Raw genomic sequence first — 21,050 nt, forward strand, 5'->3', positions numbered from 1 at the left:
TCGGGCTGTAGCAAAAGCCATAGACGGCAGATGCTAAGTTTCGGTTATGCAGCCGTGGGCCCGCCTGGCCACCGCTTCGTCGGCGGCTCAAGCTGATCCGCATCAAGCCCGGAATCGCGACCCGATCCTGGAAAGCAGGGCGTTGTCGACCCTGGCGGCCTCCTCTTGCGGGACCCTGGCGACCAGCGACAGGATCAGCACCGCCGGAATGGTCAGCATCGAGCTCTTGGCGCTGATGCCGGTGGTGGTCGAAATCACCAGAAAGACGAAGACGAGCGGCAGGATTCCCGCCCGCCCGGCTGCGCGCAGCACGTCGCCAAACCAGGCGGCGACGCCGCACCACAAAACGACCGACATGACGACACCGTAGCGCAGCAGGTGGCCGGCCCAGGAGTTCTCGATGCCTTCGCTCAAGCCGTTCAGGCGTACATTGGTATCGAGTACGACGAACGATTGCCCCACGAACAGGTCGTACATATTGAGATTGTCGAAAAGGTCGTACAGCCGGAAGCGGGTCTGGGCGCTGTTGTTGTCATTCAGGAAGCGGCCGATGAAATTGTCGAACAGCCCTTGCTGAAACAGGATCGCGAGCACGACGACGCCAAGCGGGGCGAGCACCAGCAGCGCCAGCAGCTTACGCGTATCGATGGGCTCGCCGCGCAGGAAGCGCAGCACCCGCAACCCGGCCACCGCTGCTGCCGTCACGACGACGATCACGAAGGCGGTGCGCGAACCGATGAACGGCATGGCCGCCATGCAAAGCAGAAGGATCGGCCAACGCCAACGCTCGCCCAATCCGCGCACCTCGTGCACGGTGAGCAGGATGACGGCATAGACGCCGGTGACGAGCCCGCCGATCAGCGGGTGGCCGAGCAGGGCGGTGGCACGGTACTCCCAGGTCTGCTCATGCCCTCCGAGCACGAACGGAAACAGCCGCCATCCCGTCAGCCCTTCGACGATGGACAGCATGCAATTGACGACCATGATGCAGTGAACTAGGCGGGCAACGATCAGGCGCGCCTTGTTGCCAGCGTCCGCAAACAGCATGACGATCAGCGAAGCGGCTATCAGGGTATCGATGAGGAAGGAAGCCGAATAGCCGGGCTTATTGCGGGCGATGAACACCCACATCAGGATACTGGCCACCAACAACAGGGCAGAGCCCAGGCAGCGGCCCAGCAGACCAAGGACGTAGACGACCGGGTTCGGGTTGCCGATCACCGCCAGCCCCAGGGCGACCGCCAGAAGATAGGTGGCCGGATGGATCTTGGAGATGATCGAGCCGCCAAGCGAATTATAGGGGATGCCGAAGAATTCGAGCGCATAGTCCGACAGAGACATGAGCGCGACCACGGCAAGAACGAGCAGCAGATCGACAACGCCGCGCCACGGATAGCGCAAAGCGCGCGGCCCGACGTAGACGGGAGACTGCCCGTCGATGGTCCACCTTGCGGTCATCCCCACTCCGAACCCGAAACGGCAAAGGCGCAAGCTAATGCCGTTAACCTTTCCAATCGATGAAGAGCGCGGCCATCACTTGTCGAGATGTGGTAATCGCGGACTCATACATTGCTGCTAGAAGGGGCGTGAAAGCGGCCTTGCCGGCAGGAACACGAAGTCAATGCGATCCCTCAAGTCCTTGATCAGCCAGTCGGCGGACCTGAGGGTCTTCAGCCTCGGGCTGATCTGGTCGGTCCTCGGCACCGTCGCCGTGCGGCTGACGCCGATGATCACCACCATCCTCATCTCGCACTGGTTCGGCATCGCGGCGGTCGGCACGTTCGGAATAACCTACGGCACCATGCTGTCGGCGAGTTTCCTCGCTTCCAGCGGCGTCAATCTCATGGCGACACGCAACGTGGCCGCCTACGCGGCGAAAGATCCGGTCACCGCCGGGCGGCTGGCGGGCATGGCGCTACTTCTGGCCGGCGGTTGCGCCGTCACTCTCGGCCTGCTGATCTTCCTGTTTTCCGAAGCCATCGCGGTTCGCCTCCTGAGGCAGCCCGAGCTTGCCTTCTACCTCAGGGTGATTTCGCCGATCATCGTCGTCACTGCGCTCAACAATACCCAGATCGCCATCCTGAGCGGACTCCAGCAGTTCAAGACCATCGCCCGGCTCAACACGATCATGGGCTGCCTGATGATCGCCGCCGTGCCGGTCGGCCTTTATTTCTACGGACTGACAGGCGCCTTTGCCGGCCTCGGTACGGCCTATCTCGCGGGCGGCCTCATCGCGGCTCCGGCCACGACCGGCGCGCTTCGGCAAAAGGGCATCCCGCTGGCGTTCCGCGGGGCACTGTCGCAATGGCCGATGATTACCGGCTATGCCATCCCCGCCCTTCTGGCGAGCCTGCTGTTCGAGCCGGTGAACTGGATCTGTACGACGATCGTCGTCGGCAACCCCGACGGCCTGCAGCAGGTCGGCCTCTATTTCATCGCCATGCAGCTTGAAACCCTGCTTCTGTTCGCGCCGCAGATCGTGGTGCAGGTGGTCATCCCAATGTTGTCCACCGGCTTCGGCGAGGCCGATCGCCGCCGCGTGCTCAACATACTGGGCATGAGCATCGGCACCAACATCGCCATCGCCATCGGCTTCGTGGCGGTGATGATGCTGTTCGGCGACTGGTTCCTCATCCTGTTCAAGCTCGACCCGGCACAGCATTGGCCGATCTTCATGGTGGTGGTGTTCTCTTCCGCCGTGATCGCGGGCGCCCTGCCTCTCGGCCAGATACCGGTGTCCTCGGGCTATATGTGGACCGGGCTTTGCATCACCGGCGGCTGGGCCAGCACGTTCATCATCGGTACCTGGCTGTTGCAGGAGCACGGGGCGCTGGGCCTGGTCATCGCCCGCGCCATCGCCTGGAGCCTGCAAACGCTGGTCTATATCGGCTTTACCCGCTTTGCTATCGGCCGCACATGCGGGGCGCTGACAGCCCAACCGGCATGAGCGGACCTCGCGAGTCGCAAACCTGAAAGCGGCGGCCAGCACCGGCACCCACCGCACCGCCCCCTGCAATGGCACGCTTCTTGCGGCGCCTCCGTCGATGGCGACCGGCACGTATCAGGTGAGACATGAAATTCCGTGAAGACATCAACGGCATGCGCGCGCTCGCCGTCGTTCTGGTACTGCTGTTCCATTTCGGGGCACCCGGATTCGATGCCGGCTTCGCCGGGGTCGACGTGTTCTTCGTCATCTCCGGTTTCCTGATGACCGGCATCATCGTCGCCGGGCTGGAGCAGCACCGCTTTTCGATCCTCGGTTTCTACCGGGCCCGCATCGCGCGGCTCTATCCCGCCCTTCTCGCCGTGGTCGCCGCGACGCTTGCTTTCGGCTTCGTCTTCGTCGAACCCGGCGCGCTCGAGGGCATCGCGCGCGACGGCCTCGCGTCACTGCTGTTCGTCTCGAACTTCGTCTTCCTCAAGCAGGCCGGCTATTTCGGCGCGCAGGCCGATACGATGTGGCTGCTGCACACATGGTCGCTTTCGGTGGAATGGCAGTTCTACCTGATCTATCCGATCGTGCTCGCGCTCGCCTTTCCGTTTCTGCCCAGCCGCCTCGGCCGCTTCGGCCTGCTCCTGGCGGGCTTCGTCCTGTCGCTGGCACTTTCCGCCGTGCTCGGGACCTTTTTCGACAATGATCGCATCATCTCGGCGGATTTCTACATGCTGCCGCCCCGGGCCTGGGAGATGCTCGCCGGCGGACTGGTCGTGCTGTGGCCGTGGCGTGCGCCCGCATGGGCGCCGCGCCGCGCCCGCACGCTGGAGATTGTTGGCATCCTCGCCGTCCTCTCCAGCCTGCTGCTGTTTTCCCGCGAGACCCCGTGGCCGTCCTTCGCCGCGCTGCTGCCGGTCGGCGGAACCCTGCTGGTGCTGGCCGCCAACGCGCCTCGCTCGACGCTGGCTGCCGTGCCGTTCCAGCGGATCGGGGCGTGGTCCTACTCGATCTATCTCTGGCACTGGCCGCTGGTCGCCGCCATCGCCTATTTCGGCGTCACCGGACCACTGGTCGCGCCCCTCGCCTGCGCCGCCTCGCTGCTGGCCGGCTGGGCCTCCTACCGCTTCATCGAGCAGCCCTGCCGCATCCTGCTGAAGGAAAAGGCAGGCGCACCCCGCCATACGCGTACCGCCTTGATGGCCGGCCTCGGCCTGTCGACGCTGGCGGTGAGCGCGGCGGGCGCGGTCACGATGTTCGATCGGGGCATGCCGCAACGCAACGCGGCCGTGGCGGCCATCTATCAGCAAAGCCTCGACGCCAGCGCCGACTATCGCTTCCCGCTCTCGCGCTGCGGCGGCACCACGACTTTCGGAACCGCGCTGCGGCCATGCGTGCTGGGCACGCCATCGCAACGCGACGACATTTTGGTGATCGGCGATTCCTTTGCCCAGATGTGGTACCCGCGCATCGCCGAGTCCGAGACCGAACTCGCCGGCCATGCCGTGGTCTTCATCACCAAGGGCGGCTGCCCGCCGATCGCCGGGCTGGAGCGTACGGGCCCTGGTTTCGGCTGTGCCTCGTTCCACCGCATGGAGATGGAACAGGCGTTGAGCGACCGCTACCGTACGGTCATCCTGGCCGGCATGTGGGCCTCCTATTTCGACAAGACGAACCCCAATTCCGTTCTGTGCGACAGGGCCGGGGCCTGCGGCCTCTCGGCCAGCACCGAAGCCGGCCTTGACGCCGCGATCGACAACCTCGCCCACGACGTCGACACGCTGCGCGCGCTCGGCAAGACCGTGGTGGTGCTCACGACCAGTCCCTATCCGGCCTACAACGTCCCAGCGGAACTGCGCCGGCGTATCTTCGCCGGCGATACCCCGCCCGCCGACTGGACATTCGATTTCGGCGCGATCGTGGCCCGGTCGCAGCCCATCGACACGGCGCTGAAAACCCTGTCCGCACACGGCGCCAACGTCATCGATGTCGCCAGGCTGCTGTGCCGTGAAATGATCTGTCCGGCGGCACGCGACACCGTTCCGCTCTACATCGATGCCTCGCACCTGCGTTCGAACTATGCGGCGGTGGTCGGCGCTTTTCTCGACCCGTTCATCCGCTAAGCGGCGGACGTAAAGCCTAGGCTACCTTGCCGAGCTCGGCTTCCATGCGCGCCTTGACGAGGGACACGGACACCTCGCCGTTGTGGGAAAGGGCTTCCACGACCCGCTTCTCGCTCGGATCGGCGCGCTGGCCGTTGACGACCAGCACCGCGTGCCGGGTCATGTCGGCCGCCACCAGCGCCGGCAGGCTGTGCTCGACATCGAGTTCGCCGACATTGACCACCACGTCGTCATATTCCGCGCAGATCACGTCGAGCACGGCCTTGAACATCGTGCGCGACACTTTCTCGACCGCCGACGGCCGGCCGGCTCCCAATATATGCACCTCGCCGTCGGGGCTGATGCGTACCGCGTCATAGGCCGAGCTTTCCCCCAGCGCTATTTCGGCGAGGCCGGGGCTGTCTGCCGAAACGTCCTGCGCGAGGTCGAGTACGATCACGCTGCGCCCGCGCGACACCGCACCCGTGGCGAGTTCCAGCGCTGCCTGGCGGGCGGCACCCGCCGGCCCGAGCGTCGTCACCAGCGCAAGACCGCCCGCTTCGGTATCCGCACCGGCGCCGGCATCGGCAACGGCATCGGCAACGGCGGTGTGCGCCAGGACAACGGGCGCCGTCTTTCGCCGCGCGGTCAAGAGGCCCTTGGCAAAGTCCTGCAGGATCGCCAGCAGAAGGCCGACGAACAGTCCGAACACCGCACCGGCCGCCAGCATGGGCTTGCGCGGCGGGAACGACGGCAAGGTCGGCGCCGACGCCTCGGCGATGACGCGGGCGGTGTTGGCGGTGATGCTTTCCTGCTGCGCGGTTTCCTTCGCGCGCAACAGGAAAGACTCGTAGACCACCTTCACGGACTGCGCCTCGCGTTCGAGCTGGCGCAGGCGGATCATGTCCTGGTTGGTGGAAAAGGAAGCCTCGGTGGCCTGCTTGAGGTCGGCATTGACCTTGTCGAGCGCGCCTGCGGCGGTTTCGTAGTCGTCCTGGGCTGCCGCCACCAGCCGCTCGCCCTCGGCGCGGATCGCCCGCTCGGCCTGCGTCACCTCTTCCTGGGTGGCGACGATGCGCGGGTGGCGCGGACCCAGCGACTGCTGCAACTCGGCAAGCCGCTGCCTGGCCTCCGCCAGGCGGATGCGCAGCGCGCCTAAAGAGCTGTCGGTGTCGGAGACCGCCGACCCGACGGAGCCGCGCGCCTTCATCGCTTCCTGCATGACCTGCAGGCGGGCCCTTGTTTCGTTGACCCGCGCCGCCGCCTGCGCCTGGCGGTTCGCCAGATCGGTCAGCGTACGGTCGCCGAGCAACTGCCCTTCCGCCTGCGTAATGTTGTGCTCGCGCTTGAAGGTTTCGACCTTTTCCTCCGCGTCGTGCAGTTGCTTCTGCAATTCGGCCAGCTGGCCGTGGATGGCCGAGCTGATGTCGCGGGTGACGTTGGTGGCCGATGCCGCCCGGTCGGCGACATAGGCGGCGACGATGGCGTTTGCCAGCCGCGCCGACTTGGCGGCTTCCTTGGTGGTCACGTCGATTTCCAGCACATAGGTGTTTTCGGCGCGGGCGACCGTCGTTGCCTTGGCGAGTCCCGCCAGCGCCATTTCCGACGCGCCGCGACTGTCCTCTGGCTCGGTCACGAATTCGGGATCGGCGGCAAGGTCGTTGTCCTTGACGACGCGGCCGAGAACCGCTTCGGACTGGATGAGCTCGATCTGGCTGTCAATGAGCGCCATGTCCGCGTTGGTGCCCTGCTGGACCACTTCGTTGTCGACGGTGCGCTGCGGACGCGGATCGATGAAGATGCGGGCCGTCGCGCTGTAGCGCGGGGAGACCACGGAAAGCGCCGCATAGGCCAGCGCCGTGAACACGACCACGCTGGCGAGGATGGTCCAGCGGCGGCGCACGATCGTGTCCATCAGGCCGTGCAGGTCGACCGAGGAATCTATCTGTCGGCCGGCCTCGGTGCCGGAAAGGGTGGCCATGCTGGCAATGCTCCGCAAGAATAAGGCGACAGGCTCCGCCGGATCGTTAACAAACAATGCCCAGACAGCCTTAAGGACGGGTTAACCATCCCGTCCGATCGCAGAAAACTCGCGATGCCAGGGATGAACGAGCGGCCTTCGCCGCCCTATTCGGTTTTCCAGCGGCGGTATTGCCTGACAAGCAGCCAGGACAGCAGGACACCGACGACGCCGGCAGCCGCCTTTATCAGCATGTCGCCGAGGCGGCCGTGGCGGCCGGGATCGACGAGCTGGAGCAATTCAAGCACGCCGGCCACGCCGACGACGAACACCGCGGCGTGCTGGACCCACCTCGAGAAGCCGAGGCCGACGCTTATACCGAAGAGAAGGTAGGCCGCCGCCCGCTCCATTCCCGGATGCCCCGTTTCCGGCCTGAGGCCGATCGGCGACAGCGTGACGAAGACGATGACGATCAGCAGTACGGCGCTGGCAATGCGGGACAGGGTTGTCATGCGCCGGTCATAGATCACGGCCACCCGCCTTGCAATCGCCCGAGGTTTCGGCAACCGCAAGCTGCGGCGATTTGCTGGCGAACGGCATGCCTCCAATTGTAACCATCCCGGAAACCAACGATTCACCGCACTGGAACGCACGCCCCGTCCCGTTAACGGTGCCGTTGCAATTGCGGGCCTAGGAGTTGCCCTCATAGGTCACAGCACCAGGGCAACACTCAAATGATCGACCAGATTCGCTCGCTTCTCTCGCGCAATGGAACCCTCCCCTTTCCGATCGAGACCCTTTCCGATCAGGACAATCTCTACGATGCGGGGATGACTTCCTTTGCATCCGTCCAGGTCATGCTGGCGATCGAAGACGAATTCGACATCGAATTCCCGGAAGACAAGCTGACGCGGCGAACCTTTGCTTCTCTCGCGAACATCGCCGACGCGGTTTCCGAACTGACAGAGCAGGCGGCGTAAGATCATGAACATGGCCGAAAACATCGGCACCTCGCAGGCGGGCTCCCGCGGCGAGAGCGCCTCGGCGCGCATGGCGCGCGTCGCCGAAATCGCCGCGAAGGCCGCCGAGGCGGTGGACCGCGAGGGGCGGTTCCCGCAGGAAACCGTCCATGCGTTGCGGCTCGAACGCCTGCTCGGCATCGCCGTTCCTGTCGAACTGGGCGGCGAGGGCATGACCACCGCCGAAATCGCCGACCTGATCGTACGGCTGGGCCAGGCCTGCGGCTCCAGCGCCATGATCTACGGCATGCACCAGATCCAGGTTTCGAGCCTCATCAGCCACGGCGTCGGCAGCGAATGGCACCGCGCCTATATGCGCCGGATCGCCGGCGAGCAGCTGCTCCTGGCATCGGCCACCTCGGAAGCCGGCATCGGCGGCAACCTGCGCAATTCCATCTGCGCGGTCGAGGTCGCCGGCGACCGCTTCTCGCTCACCAAGGAAGCGACAGTGATCTCCTACGGCGCCCATGCCGACGCCATCCTGGCGACGGCGCGGCGCGCGCCCGACGCGGCGAGCACCGACCAGGTGATGGTGGTGGTGCCGACCGATGACAGCCGCACCCTGGAGCGGAAATCGGTGTGGGACACGCTCGGCATGCGCGGCACCTGTTCCGACGGCTTTCTCCTGAGCGCAAGCGGGGCGGCCGAGCAGATCTTCCCGAAGCCGTTTTCCGAAATCGCGGCGCAGTCGATGTTGGCCAGTTCGCACATCTACTGGGCCGCGACCTGGTTCGGCATCGCCGCCGACGCCTTCGCCCGGGCCCAGGCCTTCGTCAAGCAGACGGCGCGCAAGCAGCCGGGCGTGACGCCGCCGGGCGCGCTGCGGCTGTCGGAAGCCGCCGCCAAGCTGCATGAGATGAAGGGGCATCTGGTCGCCGCCATCCGCCGCTTCGAGGCCGCCGGCAACGACGACGACGACCTTTCCTCGATCGGCTTTGCCGCCGAGATCAACGCGCTCAAGGTCGCCGCGAGCGAGAAGGCGGCCGAGGTCGTGCAACTGGCGATGCTGATCACCGGCATCCTCGGCTACAAGAACGGCACCCCGTTCAGCGTCGGCCGCCACCTGCGCGACGTCACCTCGGCGGCCGTGATGATTTCCAACGACCGCATTCATGCCAATACCTCGACGCTGCTCCTGATGAGCCGCTTCGACACCAGCCTGGGGGGCTGAAAAATGGACGCCAAGACCTTCTCATCGAAAGACCTGCTCGACACGCTCTTCGAGAACGGAATCCTGTTCGAATCCGGCGTCGACGGGCTTTACGGACGCTCCGGCGTGTTCGAGGAGGTGATCGAGCGCTTCGAGCGCCTGGTCACCCGCATCGGCGCGCCCGACAAGGCGACGCGCATCCATTTTCCGCCGGGCATGGGCCGCGCCACGCTGGAAAAGAGCGGCTACATGAAGAGCTTCCCCCAGCTTGCGGGCTGCGTGCATTCCTTCATGGGCGGCGAGCGCGAGCATGCGAACCTGCTCGGCATGATGGCCAGGGGCGAGGACTGGACCGAATTGCAGGAAGCGACCGACATCACGCTGACGCCGGCGGCTTGCTATCCGCTTTACCCGACGGTGGCCGCGCGCGGGCCGGTTCCCGCCGACGGGCTCCTGTTTGAACTCTCGTCCTACTGTTTCCGCCACGAGCCGTCGCGCGACCCCGCCCGCATGCAGCTTTTCCGCATGCGCGAGTTCGTGCATATCGGCACGGGCGAGCAGGTGCGCTCGTTCCGCGAAAGCTGGCTGACGCGCGGCAAGGCGATGATCGAACAGCTCGGGCTGCCCTGCGAGGTCGACCTTGCCAACGACCCCTTCTTCGGCCGGGGCGGCAAGATGATGGCCAACAACCAGCGCGACCAGGGGCTGAAGTTCGAACTGCTGATCCCGGTGACGAGCGCCGAGAAGCCGACGGCCTGCCTCAGCTTCAACTACCATCAGGACCATTTCGGCCAGACCTGGGGCCTGCACTTCGCCGATGGCGAACCGTGCCATTCCGCCTGCGTCGGCTTCGGACTGGAGCGCGTGGCGCTGGCGCTGTTCAGCCATCACGGCGCCGATGTGGCGGCGTGGCCGGCAAGCGTGCGCGCCGTCTTGTGGAATGACTGACATGCGGACGGTCATCGCCGGCCTCGATCCGGCCAGCTACCGGCCGCATCGGCTGCACGACGCGCAGCGTCACTGGCCGCAGAGCAACTGCTATGTCGACCTGCTGATCGAGGTGATGCACGCCTCCGGCCACGACCCGGTGACGGCGCTCGGCTTCACGGTCGGGCAGGACTTCGAGGGCGACCAGTTCACCTTCTTCAAGTTTCCGACCGCCGACCTCAACCGGCTCGCCGGTCTCGACATCCAGGAACTGGCGATCTTCGACCGGCTGGAAACGCACGCGCTGACGCAGATCGAGCGCGGACGCCTGCCGCTGGTGGAGGTCGACGCCTTCCACCTGCCGGACACCGGGGGCATCAGCTACCGCAGCCATCATTCCAAGACGACCGTCGGCATCAATTCGCTCGACCCGGCGGCTCGGCGCATGACCTATTTCCACAATGACGGCTACTTCGCTCTCGAGGGCGAGGACTACGACGGGATTTTCGGCCAGTGGGAAGGCCTGCCCGCCGGCGCGCTGCCGCTGTTTCCCTATGCCGAATTCGTGAAGTTCGACGCCGCGCCGCCGGCCCGGGATGCGGCAGGGACGGCGGCCCGGCTGCTCGCAAAGCATCTGGCGCGGCGGCCGAAGCGCAACCCGCTTGCCGCCTATGCGGCCGCCTTCGGCCGACATGCCGAGGCGCTGGCCGGGCGCGCCCCGGACTATTTCCACACCTACGCCTTCAACACGCTGCGGCAGGTCGGCGCCAATTTCGAACTACTCGCCAGCCATCTCGAATGGCTGGGCGGGAACGGAACCGATGGCCTCGCGCCGGCCGTCGAGACGGCCGGCCGCATCGCCCAGGGCGCCAAGACCATGCAGTTCAAGCTGGCGCGCGCCATGGCGCGCGGACGCTTCGACGGGCTGGACGCGATGATCGTTCCGATGGCCGATGCCTATGACGTAGTCATGAGCGTGCTCGATGCGCGCATGGCCACGCTGGCAAAGGCGGCCTGACCATTGCCGCAGGCAGGAACCGGGGCGGCGCAATGACGGCAGCGGTCGAACGGCTGGACGACGGCTGGCAATTCGCGCTGTCGCCGGCCGGCGCATGGGCCGGGCCGGGCAGCATCGACCCCGCCGCCCGCTGGCTGGAGGTATCGTGCCCGGGCACCGCCGCAGCGGCGCTCGAAGCGCATGGGCTGTGGCGGCGCAGCGCGCCCGAACCCCTGCACGACAAGGACATCTGGTATCGTCGCCGGCTCGACGCGACAGGTCCGGTCCGGCTCGTGTTCGAAGGCCTCGCGACCGTCGCCGAAATCTATCTCGACGACCGCCTGATCCTCACCTCCACCTCGATGTTTTCCCCGCTCGAGGCCGCCGCCATCCTCACCGGCGGCGAAATGCTCGCCATCGCCTTTCGCAGCCTGGATGCCCATCTCGACACGCTGAAGGGGCCGCGCGCTCGCTGGAAGCCGCGCATGATCGACGACCAGCGCCTGCGGCTGGTACGCACCACGCTGATCGGCCACATGCCCGGCTGGTGTCCCGCCATCGACATGGTCGGTCCGTGGCGGCCGGTACTGCTGGCGAAGGACGGCAGCGCGCCGCGCATCGCCCACATCGACATGCGCGCCGATCTCGACGGCACGACCGGCCTCCTCGACGTGGAACTTTCCCTCGCCGAACCGCTCGGCGCGGGCGAGGCGTCGATCACCTGCGCCGGGCGGACGGCCCGGCTCGGCGGTAACGGCCGCGCGCTGACGGCGCGCATCGAGGTGCCCGACGTGGCCGCCTGGTGGCCGCACAGCCACGGGGCGCCGACGCTGCATGCGGTGACCGCCAGGCTGGGCGAGACGGAGATCGCGCTCGGGCGCGTCGGTTTCCGGAGCATCGAACTCGACCGTGGGGCGGATGGCCGCGCCTTCCGGCTCACCGTCAACGGCGTGCCGGTGTTCTGCCGCGGATCGGTATGGACGCCGGCCGACATCGCCAGCCCCGGCGCGGCTTCGGTGGCGGCCGACCTGCAGCTTGCCCGCGAGGCGGGCGTCAACATGCTGCGCGTCGCCGGCACCTTCGTCTACGAATCCGAAGCCTTCCACGAGTTGTGCGACGAACTCGGCATCCTCGTCTGGCAGGACCTGATGCTGGCCAACTTCGACTACCCCGCGCGCGACGCCGACTGGTGCACGGCGCTGGCGGACGAGGTCGAAGCCCTGCTGCGGCGGCTGCGGCATTCGCCGTCGCTGGCGGTGCTGTGCGGCGGCAGCGAGATCGCCCAGCAGGCGGCGATGATGGGCCTGCCCGTGACCACCGACCCGACGCCGTGGTTCGACACGGTGGTGCGACCGCTCGCTCAAACCATCCGTCCCGGCCTTGTCCTCGTCGCCTCGTCGCCGCATGGCGGCACCCTGCCGTTCACCGCCGAGGCGGGGCCGGTGCATTACTATGGCGTCGGCGCCTATTGCCGGCCGCTGGAGGATGCGCGCCGCGCCGAGGTGCGCTTCGCCAGCGAATGCCTCGCCTTTGCCAACGTGCCCGACCAGGAAACGCTCGACGCCCACCTGCCGGTGCCGCCCGTCCACGACCCGCGCTGGAAGGCAGCCGTCCCGAGGGACGCCGCCGCATCGTGGGATTTCGAGGACGTGCGCGAGCACTATCTGGAAACGATCTTCGACGTCGATGCGCGCCGGCTGCGCACCCAGGATCCCGGCCGCTATCTCGCCTTGTCGCGGGCGGTGACGGCCGAGGTCGTGGAACGCACGATCGACGAATGGCGGCGGCCGGCCTCGCCTACGGCCGGGGCGCTGAGGCTGTTCTGGAAGGACCTCGCCATCGGCGCCGGTTGGGGCGCGGTCGATGCGACCGGGCGGCCCAAATCGGTCTGGCACGCGATGAAGCGCGCCTTCCAGCCGTTGCGCCTGATGCTCACCGACGAAGGCGTCAACGGGCTCGACGTGCACCTCGTCAACGACGGGCCGCAGCCGGTCGAAGGATTGCTCAGCCTCACCTGCCTGCGCGACGGCGCGACGCCGGTTGCGGTGGGCAAGCGCGCGGTCGCGGTGCCGGCGCATGGCGCGCTGACGCTGCCGGCCTTCGCGTTGCTCGGCGCCTTCTTCGACATTTCCTATGCCTATCGCTTCGGTCCCGCCGCCCACGAACTCACCGTCGTCCGGTTGGAAGACGGGCAGGGGACCGTGCTCGCCGAGGCCTTCCACGTCCTGCCGGGGGCGATGACGGCGCGCCGCGACGTCGGCCTCCAGACCTATGTGGAAGCCAATGGCGATGGCTGGCAGTTGCGGCTTTCCTGCAAGCGGACCGCCTATTACGTCCATGTCGGCGCATCGGCCTTCCGCGCCGAAGACGACTATTTCCACCTGGTTCCCGGCCGGGAAAGGACGGTGCGGCTGATCGCGACGGCGGCAAGGCCGCCGCCCGCCGGGATCGTCACCGCGCTCAACGCCGAGCGGGCAGTCAGCTTCGATGGCGGGTCGCCGTCGGGAGGCACAGCATGAAGCCGGTCGTCTTCGACAAAACGGTCGGCTGGCTGCACCCGGCGGCCGGCGGGCGCGGCGTGGTGATCGCGGGCGCGCACGGCTTCGAGGATCTGTGCAGCCGCCGCTTCCTGACGCTGATGGCGCGGCAGATGGCGGAAGCCGGCCTGCCGGTCCTGCAATTCGACTATCCCGGCTGCGGCGACGCCGCCGGCGATCATACCGATCCGGGCCGTGTCGCCGCCTGGACCCGCAGCATCGCCGCCGCCATCGACCGGCTGAAGGCGGAGACCGGCGTCGACGACGTGCTGGTGATCGGCTTCCGGCTGGGCGCCCTGCTCGCGCCCGCCGCCATTGCCGGCCGAACCGACGTAGCCGGGCTGGCGCTGCTGGCGCCGCCGCTGTCGGGTAAGGCCTATATGCGCGAGATGACCGGGCTTTCGCGCATGATCGACGCCGCCCTGCCGGCCCAGCCCGCAGGCACGCCGGAGCCGTTCGACGGTATCGAGGCCGCCGGCTTCCGGCTAAGCGCGGAAACGGTCGCGGAACTGCGCGCGCTCGAATGGCGGGATCGGCTCACCGCTTTGCCGGCAAAGGAATTGCTGGTGATGCCGTCGCAAATCACGCCCGCCCATGCGGAACTGGCGGAGCAGGCCATGGCAACGGGTGTTGCCGTCCGGCTAAAACCGTTCGACGGCTTCAGCCGCCTGATGAGCAACCCGACCGCCAACGACATCCCGCATTCGACGCTGGCCGAGATCGTGGAATGGGCGGCCCAAGCGGGCAAGCCGGGCAAGGCGGAGTCGAGCCCAGTCGCCGCAAAGCCACCTCCCATGCTGGAAGGCGACGGATATGTCGAACAGCCGGTGGTGCTCGGCCCCTCGCCGGAGATCTGCGGGGTCCTGTGCCTGCCCGTCGGCGCTCCGGCACTGACCGAGATCGTGCTCATCCTCAACGCCGGGGCGATCCCGCATGTCGGCTGGGCCCGTGGCGGCGTGGAAATGGCGCGGTCGCTCGCCCGCCGCGGAATAGGCTCGATGCGCGTCGACCTGCCCGGCCTCGGCCAGAGCGAAACGCCGAAGGAAAAGCGGCTGTTCCTCTACGACGCGCGGGTTGGCGGCGACGTGACCCGCATCCTGGACTGGCTCGAGCAGGCCGGGTTCGCGCAGGTCTGCGCCGCCGGCATCTGCGCCGGCGGCTACCAATCCTTTCACGCCGCGCGCCACGACGCCCGCATCGCCCATCTGGCGATGGTCAACCCGCTCTGCTTTTCCTGGAACAGTTCCTATGCGCTCGACATGGGACTGTCGAAAATCCGGGACAATGCCCGCGACCCGCTGGTCGGCGAACCCAGGGAAGCGGACGCGCCGGGCGGAAAGCTGAAAACCTCGGCCTCCAGGCTCGGCAAGCGCATCCTGCGGCGCTCCATGGAACTGTCCAAATCCGGGCTGACACGCGCCCAGCGCCTAGCCGGCGGGTCCGTCGAGCGCTGGATGCAGGATCTTGCCGCAAGCGGCACGCGCGTCCTCGTCATCAATAGCGAAGGCGACCTCAGCCTCGAGGAGATCGCCCGGCATTTCGGGCCGGACGGGACGCGACTGAAGCGGATAGGCGGCGTGACAACCGCGCTTATCGCCGCCGCCGACCATACGCTGACACCGGCACGCGCCCGCGCCGAAGTCATCGACCATCTCGTAAGGCTGCTTGGGGTAGCCGACACGAAGCGCGGGAAACCCGCCGTGATTGCCTCCAGCGTCTCCTGACAACGGGCGGACGGTCCGGCCTTCCAAAACGGGAAAGGCCGCGCGGCTCGTGCCGGCGGCCTTTCTCCAGTCGTGATCGCGGATGTGCTTCTACTTGGTGTAGATCGGCTCCGACGGTACCTCGTAGGCGACGGCCTGCGGTTCGCTGCAGCCGTTGGCGCTGCCGCCCAGGCTGTAGCGCAGGCCGGCGCGGACCTCATGTGTGTTGAAGCCCTTGTCGAAGCCGGGGCCGGCGCCGTTGCGCTCGAACATCCGTCCGCCCTCGATGCGGGTGAAGCGATAGCCGGCATCGAGCGCGACCCGGTCGGTCAGGCAGTAGGATGCACCGGCCATCAGGGCATAGGCGAAGCGCCAACTCTTGGAGCCCTTGTGACGCTGCTCGAACCCGTCGATGTCGTTGATCAGGTCGCCCCAGCGCACGTGGGCGCCGCCGATGCCGGCACCGATATACGGCGTAACGCGGTTCCAGGTGCCGAGGTCGACATAGGCGTTGGCCAGCAGCAGAAGCGCCGACATCTTCGAGCGATCGACGGACTGGCAGGGGACGGTGGGGCTGCCGCAACCGAAGTTGCCGTCATCCGACGTGCTGCCCTTGAACTTGCTCTTCAGCCAGTAGTCGACCGTCAGATCCGTCCTGAAATACCGGTTGATCTGGTAGCCGAGGCCGGCGCCGATCGAGAAGGCGCTCCTGAGTTCGGTCGTGTCGAAGCTCTTGCTGCCGCCGACGCCCTGCCAGGCATCCGGATCGCCGCAATCGGTGGGGCAGGGCTCGGCGCCGTAGGTGATGTAGTTGGTGCCCCGCATCTTCGACTTGTGGTAGTCGATGTCGCCGCGGATGTACCAGCCGCCATATTCGACAGGCGCCGCTTCGTAGACCGGCGGCGGTTCCACGACGGTCGGCTCAGGCATGTCGGCCGCAAAAGCCGGCGCGGCACAACCGGCCACCATGGCCGCGACAAGCATCTTCCTGACAGAATCGAACATGACCACCCCTATCCCGCAGAACTGCAGGCGCGCATTGCTTACTTCGCGTGCATAATGAAATATAAAATTTAACGGCGGCTTAACGCTGTTGATTAACCAAGAATCGATTCGATCTTATGTATTGGGACACTTCCGCCGCCCGCCCGGCCGCCGGCCAGGAAGCCCGTTGACTTTGGCCGCCCGGCCACTAGCTTGGAGCGTGTCGGCCCACTGGTAAGGGATAGGGGCCGATCGCGCATGCCGGCCAACCCAAGCGGAAGGCATGCGCCGTCGAACAGGGCACCCTGTCGATCCCCAAGGAGCTGCCATGCGTGCAATCACCATTCTAACCGCTTTATCCGTCATCGGCCTGATGGCCAGCCAGGCGCAGGCCCAGGATGCCGCCGCCGGCGAGAAGGTCTTCGCCAAGTGCAAGGCCTGCCATGTCGCGGACGAGGACAAGAACAAGGTCGGGCCATCGCTGCACGGGGTCATCGGCCGCACGGCCGGAACGCATCCCGGCTTCAAATATTCCCCCGCCATGACCGAAGCCGGCAAGAACGGCCTCGTCTGGAACGAGGAAGAACTCACCAAGTACCTGCACGACCCCCGAGGCATGGTGAAGGGCACCAAGATGGCCTTCGCCGGCCTCAAGGATGACGCCGATATCGCCAACGTCATCGCCTACCTGGAGCAGGAATCCAAGTAAGCCGGAAAGCACCGCCGGCCGGTAGGGCCGCCGGTCGACCTTCCGTCATCCCATGCCCGGCTGCCGACGCGGCCAGGCATGGCTTGCCTATTGTAGGCCTCCGCCCGGCACGCGCGGTCGCGCCGTTTCCCACCGGGCGACGCCCGTCGGCGCGAGCATGCCTTGGTTGACGGTCGGGCCAAGAATGCTTAGCCTCTCATCCGGCTCCCCATTGGCACCTGAGGAAGCCGTAGCGGCGGCGGCCGCCTGCGCAGGACGCGGGCGCTTTCCTTGCGGCGGGCAGGCTCGGCATCGGACGGCAGGGTGCGGATATGAACATGGTCGACCTTATTCTGACGGTCTGTCTGGTTGCCAACCCGGGCGCGTGCCGCGACGAGCACCTCTATTTCGAAAGCAACGGCCAGTTGACGAACTGCATGTTCCTGGCTCCCAGCGAGATCGCGAAATGGTCGCAGCAGCATCCCAAACTGAAGGTCAAGCGCTGGCGATGCGCCTTCCCGGGCCGGCAGCAGGACATCTGACGCCGAAGGGGCGCGGCACGGGCGTTTCCCGCCGGACCCTGCTCGGCCTTGCCCTGGCCGGCGCCGGCGCCGCGATCCTGCCGACGCCCGGCCGGGCGGTGCCGAAAGTGCGCATCGGCATCCTCAAATTCGGCACGGTAAGCTGGGAGCTCGAGACCATCCGGCGGCACGGTTTCGACGCCGCCAACGGCGTCGCCCTCGACATCGTGCCCTTCGCCGGCGAGGACGCCAGCAATGTCGCCTTTCTGGCCGGCGATCTCGATATGATCGTGTCGGACTGGCTGTGGGTCTCGCGCCTGCGCGCCGATGGCGACGACGTCACGCTCCTGCCCTACTCGACCGCCGTCGGCGCAATCATGGTGCGCGAGGGCTCGCCCATTCGCGCGCTCGGCGACCTCGCCGGCAGGAAACTCGCGGTCGCCGGCGGCCCGCTCGACAAGAGCTGGCTGCTGATCCGGGCGATGGCCGAGCGCGATCACGGCCTCGACCTGACCCGGCAGGCCGAGGTCGCCTTCGGCGCGCCGCCTTTGCTGCAGCAGAAGACGATCGAGGGCGAGTTCGACGCGGTGCTGAATTTCTGGCACTTCTGCGCCCGGCTGGAGGCGAACGGCTTTCGCCGGCTGATCGGCGCCGACGACGCCGCGAAGGCGCTCGGCGCTTCCGGCCCCGTATCGGCACTGGGCTACGTCTTTCGCGAACGTTGGGCGAGGGACAACCAGCCCGCGCTGGCCGGTTTCATGAAGGCATCGGCCGCCGCCAAGGACGTGCTGGCGAAATCCGACGAGGAATGGCGCACGCTGGCGCCGATCGTGCGCGCCGAAGGCGCGGAGCTGGAGAAGCTGCGCGACCGCTACCGCCAGGGCATCCCGGCGCGGCCCGTCGCGCAGGATGCCGAGGACGCCGCCCGGCTCTACCGGGTGCTGGCCGGGATCGGCGGCGAAAAGCTGGTCGGCAACGCCCCGGACATGGCGCCCGGAACCTTCTGGCAGGGCAGCGGATGACGCCGCGCGAGCCTGGCCCGACCACCACCACAGCCGCAAGGACCGGCACCGCCGCCAGCACCCTCATGCCGGCGCTTACCGTGGCGGTGTCGCTGCTGGGGCTCGGCCTCGTCTGGTGGGTGGCGGCGAACGGCTGGCACAGCCGGGCGCTGCCGACCCCCGCCGCCGTCTGGCAGACCCTGGTTTCGGAAGCCGCGAACGGCGACCTCTTCTACCATCTCGGCGCGACGCTTGCCCGGGTCGCCGCCGCCTATGTCGTCGCCATGAGCATCGGCACGGCCATCGGCGTCTTCCTCGGCGTCTCGCGCCGCGCCGACCGATTCTTCAACCCGTGGCTGATCCTGTTCCTCAACATCCCGGCGCTCGTCTTCATCGTGCTCGCCTATATCTGGTTCGGCCTCAACGAGGCGGCCGCCATCGGCGCGGTGGCGGTGAACAAGATCCCCAATGTGGTGGTGACGCTGCGCGAGGGCGCCCGCGCCTTCGACCCCGCCTATTCCGACATGGCCCGCGTCTACCGGCTGAGCCGGATGGAACGGATCCGCCATATCCTGTTGCCGCAGTTGCAGCCCTACCTGGCGGCGGCCTCGCGTTCCGGCCTCGCGCTGATCTGGAAGATCGTGCTGGTGGTGGAACTGCTCGGCCGCTCCAACGGCGTCGGCTTCCAGATCAGCCTCTATTTCCAACTTTTCGACGTCGCCGGCATACTGGCCTATACGCTTGCCTTCGTGGCAGTGATGCTGGCGGTCGAATTTGCGATGGTGCAGCCTCTTGAACGATATGCCACCCGCTGGCGTCGCCGCACCGCTTGAGGTCGGCGTCACCGAAAAGATCTTCCTGTCGGCGACCGGCCAGCCGGTCGTCGCGTTGCGCGACCTTTCCTTCAGCGTGGCGCAGGGCGAGTTCGCCTGCCTGTTCGGGCCTTCGGGCTGCGGCAAGACCACGACGCTGCGCATCCTGCTTGGCCTCGACCGGGATTTTTCCGGCTCCTACCGGCTGCCGGGCGGCGAGGACGCCCGCATCGCCGCCGTGTTCCAGGAGCCGACGCTGCTGCCCTGGCGCACGGTGGAACAGAACGTGCGGCTGGTACTGCCCAAGGCCCGCCGCGACGCCGATCTCGACGGGCTGTTCGAGGCGCTCGGCCTTGCCGGCATGCGCGCGCTCTATCCGGGCGAGCTCTCGCTGGGACTGGCGCGGCGCGTCGCCCTGGCCCGGGCCTTCGCGGTCGAGCCGACCGTCCTGTTCCTGGACGAGCCGTTCGTGTCGCTCGACGAGCGGACGGCGCAGCGGCTGCGAACACTACTCATGTCGGTGTGGTCGGCACGCCCGACCACGGCGTTGATGGTGACGCACAACCTGCACGAGGCGATGGTGCTGTCGGACCGGATCGTGGTGCTGTCGCCGCGCCCGGGACACGTGGCCGGCCTTTTCGACATCAGGCTGCCGCGCGAAAACCGCAGCCCGCGGGTGATCAGCGACCTGATGCGCTCCTTCCATGAGAAATTTCCCGGCCACGGTACGCCATGAAGCCTCGTCCGCCCGCCCGCGCCACGGCGCATCCGACCCGGCGCGGCGTCCTGGCCGGCCTTGGCGCGGCGGCCATGCTGGCTCCCGTCGCACCGAAGCTGTCGCTGGCGGCCGGGGACAATGCGCTGCCGCTGAAGCAGATCGGCGACGGCGTCTTCGCCTATGAGGGGGCGATCGAGCTCGAAACCCCGGAGAACCAGGGGGCTACGGCCAATCTCGGCGTCGTGGTCGGCGAACAGACCGTGGCCGTCATCGACAGCGGCGGCAGTCTCGTCGAGGCGCAAAGGCTGATCGCCGCGATCTCCGAGGTGACGGACAAGCCGGTGCGCTATCTGGTCAACACCCACATGCATCCCGACCATGTGTTCGGCAACGCCGCCTTCCGCGACCTCGGGGCGACCGTCGTCGGCCATGCCAACCTGCCGCGCGCGCTGGAGGCGCGTGGAGCCTATTATCTGCAAAGCTTCCGCGAGCAACTGGGGCCAGCCCTGATCAAGGATATCGCCATCGTGCCGCCCACCCTTCTGGTGGAGGACAGCCTGGAGCTCGACCTCGGCGGCCGCAGGCTCGACCTGAAGGCCTGGCAGGCCGCGCATACCGACAACGACCTCACCGTGCTCGACCCGGCGACGGGCACGCTGTTTGCCGGCGACCTGGTGTTCGTAAAGCACCTGCCGTCGCTGGACGGCTCGCTGCTCGGCTGGATGCGCCAGATGGACGGGCTCGCCGCCCTCCCCGCAAGGCAGGTGGTGCCCGGCCACGGGCCGGTGCCCTCGCCCTGGCCGGAGGCGCTGGCGGCCGAGCGCCGCTACTTCGAGGCGCTGGCGGCCGACCTGCGCAAGGCGATCGCGGCCGGAACGCCGATGGCGGAGGCCGCAGCCGTTGCCGGCAGCGGCGAGGCCGGCAACTGGGCGCTGTTCGATGCCTATAACGGCCGCAACGCCACCGCCGCCTATGCCGAACTGGAGTGGGAATGAAGCC

General features: G+C 67.2%; 18 protein-coding genes. 14 read left to right on the forward strand and 4 right to left on the reverse strand.

All coding sequences use genetic code 11. From position 1 onward, the window contains the following. Positions 1–102: 102 nt before the first annotated feature. On the reverse strand, positions 103–1,458 hold the full coding sequence (locus ACFOHJ_RS10140; protein WP_378220382.1) for a VpsF family polysaccharide biosynthesis protein: 1,356 nt from the start codon (positions 1,456–1,458) through the stop codon (positions 103–105). Positions 1,459–1,621: 163 nt separating this feature from the next. Here ACFOHJ_RS10140 and ACFOHJ_RS10145 point away from each other — a divergent pair, with 163 nt between their 5' ends. Next, a complete protein-coding gene (locus ACFOHJ_RS10145) occupies positions 1,622–2,947 on the forward strand; it encodes an oligosaccharide flippase family protein (RefSeq protein ID WP_378220383.1) in 1,326 nt (441 codons plus the stop codon). A gap of 125 nt (positions 2,948–3,072) precedes the next feature. Next, the gene (locus tag ACFOHJ_RS10150) at positions 3,073–5,055 is read left to right on the forward strand and encodes an acyltransferase family protein (protein WP_378220384.1); all 1,983 of its coding nucleotides are present in this window, start codon (positions 3,073–3,075) and stop codon (positions 5,053–5,055) included. A 16-nt stretch (positions 5,056–5,071) separates the two neighbouring features. Here ACFOHJ_RS10150 and ACFOHJ_RS10155 read toward each other — a convergent pair whose 3' ends face one another. Together ACFOHJ_RS10155 and ACFOHJ_RS10160 are read right to left on the reverse strand one after the other, a co-directional pair. Continuing rightward, positions 5,072–7,015: a GumC family protein gene (locus ACFOHJ_RS10155; RefSeq protein ID WP_378220385.1), complete on the reverse strand. Its 1,944-nt coding sequence runs from the start codon at positions 7,013–7,015 to the stop codon at positions 5,072–5,074. Between the two features lie 146 nt (positions 7,016–7,161). After that, positions 7,162–7,506: a VanZ family protein gene (locus ACFOHJ_RS10160; protein ID WP_378220386.1), complete on the reverse strand. Its 345-nt coding sequence runs from the start codon at positions 7,504–7,506 to the stop codon at positions 7,162–7,164. Positions 7,507–7,728: 222 nt separating this feature from the next. Here ACFOHJ_RS10160 and ACFOHJ_RS10165 point away from each other — a divergent pair, with 222 nt between their 5' ends. The 6 genes from ACFOHJ_RS10165 to ACFOHJ_RS10190 are packed head-to-tail and all read left to right on the forward strand — an operon-like array spanning position 7,729 to position 15,348. Then, the gene (locus ACFOHJ_RS10165) at positions 7,729–7,974 is read left to right on the forward strand and encodes an acyl carrier protein (RefSeq protein ID WP_378220387.1); all 246 of its coding nucleotides are present in this window, start codon (positions 7,729–7,731) and stop codon (positions 7,972–7,974) included. Positions 7,975–7,978: 4 nt separating this feature from the next. Beyond that, positions 7,979–9,184: an acyl-CoA dehydrogenase family protein gene (locus ACFOHJ_RS10170; RefSeq protein WP_378220388.1), complete on the forward strand. Its 1,206-nt coding sequence runs from the start codon at positions 7,979–7,981 to the stop codon at positions 9,182–9,184. 3 nt (positions 9,185–9,187) lie between these two features. Further along, a complete protein-coding gene (locus ACFOHJ_RS10175) occupies positions 9,188–10,111 on the forward strand; it encodes an amino acid--[acyl-carrier-protein] ligase (protein WP_378220389.1) in 924 nt (307 codons plus the stop codon). Position 10,112: 1 nt separating this feature from the next. Further along, positions 10,113–11,108 (forward strand): DUF1839 family protein, encoded by a 996-nt coding sequence (locus ACFOHJ_RS10180; protein WP_378220390.1) that lies wholly within the window; start codon positions 10,113–10,115, stop codon positions 11,106–11,108. Positions 11,109–11,140: 32 nt separating this feature from the next. Next, positions 11,141–13,606, forward strand: coding sequence for a glycoside hydrolase family 2 protein (locus ACFOHJ_RS10185; RefSeq protein ID WP_378220391.1), 2,466 nt, complete (start codon positions 11,141–11,143; stop codon positions 13,604–13,606). Further along, positions 13,603–15,348 carry an alpha/beta fold hydrolase gene (locus ACFOHJ_RS10190; protein ID WP_378220392.1) on the forward strand — a complete coding sequence of 582 codons (1,746 nt, stop codon included), beginning with the start codon at positions 13,603–13,605 and terminating at the stop codon, positions 15,346–15,348. Before ACFOHJ_RS10185 ends, ACFOHJ_RS10190 begins: the two co-directional genes overlap by 4 nt. A 90-nt stretch (positions 15,349–15,438) precedes the next feature. Here ACFOHJ_RS10190 and ACFOHJ_RS10195 read toward each other — a convergent pair whose 3' ends face one another. After that, on the reverse strand, positions 15,439–16,332 hold the full coding sequence (locus tag ACFOHJ_RS10195; RefSeq protein WP_378220393.1) for an outer membrane protein: 894 nt from the start codon (positions 16,330–16,332) through the stop codon (positions 15,439–15,441). Between the two features lie 307 nt (positions 16,333–16,639). Here ACFOHJ_RS10195 and ACFOHJ_RS10200 point away from each other — a divergent pair, with 307 nt between their 5' ends. The 6 genes from ACFOHJ_RS10200 (at position 16,640) to ACFOHJ_RS10225 (ending at position 21,046) form a co-directional block, all read left to right on the forward strand. Then, complete coding sequence (locus ACFOHJ_RS10200; protein WP_378220394.1) at positions 16,640–17,020, forward strand: c-type cytochrome; 381 nt, start codon at positions 16,640–16,642, stop codon at positions 17,018–17,020. Between the two features lie 311 nt (positions 17,021–17,331). Next, entirely contained in the window at positions 17,332–17,541 is a 210-nt protein-coding gene (locus tag ACFOHJ_RS10205; RefSeq protein WP_378220395.1) for a hypothetical protein, read from the forward strand. Continuing rightward, the gene (locus ACFOHJ_RS10210) at positions 17,508–18,542 is read left to right on the forward strand and encodes an ABC transporter substrate-binding protein (RefSeq protein WP_378220396.1); all 1,035 of its coding nucleotides are present in this window, start codon (positions 17,508–17,510) and stop codon (positions 18,540–18,542) included. Before ACFOHJ_RS10205 ends, ACFOHJ_RS10210 begins: the two co-directional genes overlap by 34 nt. Further along, positions 18,539–19,354 carry an ABC transporter permease gene (locus ACFOHJ_RS10215; protein ID WP_378220397.1) on the forward strand — a complete coding sequence of 272 codons (816 nt, stop codon included), beginning with the start codon at positions 18,539–18,541 and terminating at the stop codon, positions 19,352–19,354. Before ACFOHJ_RS10210 ends, ACFOHJ_RS10215 begins: the two co-directional genes overlap by 4 nt. After that, entirely contained in the window at positions 19,323–20,069 is a 747-nt protein-coding gene (locus ACFOHJ_RS10220; protein ID WP_378221524.1) for an ABC transporter ATP-binding protein, read from the forward strand. Before ACFOHJ_RS10215 ends, ACFOHJ_RS10220 begins: the two co-directional genes overlap by 32 nt. Next, entirely contained in the window at positions 20,066–21,046 is a 981-nt protein-coding gene (locus tag ACFOHJ_RS10225) for a quinoprotein relay system zinc metallohydrolase 2 (protein ID WP_378220398.1), read from the forward strand. Before ACFOHJ_RS10220 ends, ACFOHJ_RS10225 begins: the two co-directional genes overlap by 4 nt. The last annotated feature ends 4 nt before the right edge of the window (positions 21,047–21,050 follow it).

Source organism: Aquamicrobium soli (assembly GCF_042646345.1).
GTDB lineage: Bacteria > Pseudomonadota > Alphaproteobacteria > Rhizobiales > Rhizobiaceae > Mesorhizobium > Mesorhizobium soli_A.